Genomic DNA, 1022 nt, shown 5'->3' with positions numbered 1-1022 from the left:
AGGTAGCGCGTACTGCCGGTCTCGGCATCGTCGTCGGCGTTGATGAAGGACGGGTTGATGTGGAGGGTGCCGTCGACCGTCAGGAGAAGGTCGCCGGGAACGGCCCGCTGCCGGGCGCGTTCGACGAACGCATCGTGGTCCAGCGCGACCAGGGCGGCAGTATCGGCTTTCCGGCGGTGCGACCGGGGCGCGTCAAGGTCGGTGAGGACCTGGAGTTGCGGTTGGGCGCGGAACTCCTGCAGTGCCCGGCCGGGGTCCTGCGGATGGCGTTGGTGGAAGGAGCTGAGGGGGACGGCCGGGGGCAGGGTGGCCGTGGCGTTCGTCCACGCACGGTGGAGCCGCGAGGCCTGCGCGGCACGGTGTGTGCGCATCGCGGGGAAGTCCAGCAAGTCTCGGCGGCCGCCGCTGCACGTGGGAAGGCGGGACTGGCGTGCCCGTGAGCTCTGGACGAGACTCCCGTCGCTCGGTGTGACGTCCGGGCGGACGGCGAGATGAGTGTCGTATCGCCCGTAGGCGGTCCAGGTGTAGAGGTCGTCGGGGTACGGCGCGATCGCCTCGTCGATCGCGTCCGCCCAGTCGTGCGGGTCGTTCAGGGGCGGGAGGCAGACGAGCGTATGGCGGGAGGTCATGGGGTTCCTGCATGGGTGAAGGGCAGCGGCCCGGCACACCGGGCGGCCGGTCGCTGCCGGTCGGTCGTGTTGCTGGGCCCGGTGTCACGGGAGCTGGAGGTAGAGCTCTTCGCCGGGGGCGAGGGAGCCGACTGCGGCATTGGTGAGCCCGCGGAGGATCGCTTCCGCCTGCGGCTTGAGGTCCTGCGGCACCGTGAGCTGTTCGATCCACTCGCGTCCGCGCCGGGACGCGAGCGGCAGATACAGCCCGTCTGCGCTGTAGCGGACCGGCTGCGGCTGGGACCGGGTCGGCTCGAACGCGACCGCGCGGACGACGAGCTGCCGGGCGTGGGCGCCTTCCCGCGCCTGGACCCCGGAGATGACCGGAGTGAGCAGCCGGGCGAGCTTCGCCAG

At 71.7% G+C, this 1022-nt stretch carries 2 protein-coding genes; both read right to left on the bottom strand.

Annotated elements, in window-relative coordinates; all coding sequences use genetic code 11:
* Window positions 1-629: hypothetical protein (locus tag RM812_RS41855; protein ID WP_311586216.1), on the bottom strand; the 629-nt coding region annotated here is incomplete at its 3' end.
* An 84-nt stretch (window positions 630-713) separates the two neighbouring features.
* Window positions 714-1022: hypothetical protein (locus RM812_RS41850; RefSeq protein ID WP_311586214.1), on the bottom strand; the 309-nt coding region annotated here is incomplete at its 5' end.

The sequence above is a fragment of the Streptomyces lancefieldiae genome, assembly GCF_031845825.1.
Taxonomy (GTDB): Bacteria; Actinomycetota; Actinomycetes; order Streptomycetales; family Streptomycetaceae; genus Streptomyces; species Streptomyces lancefieldiae.
The sequence above is the reverse complement of the archived record's forward strand: the minus strand, read 5'-3'. Positions and strand labels throughout refer to the sequence as shown.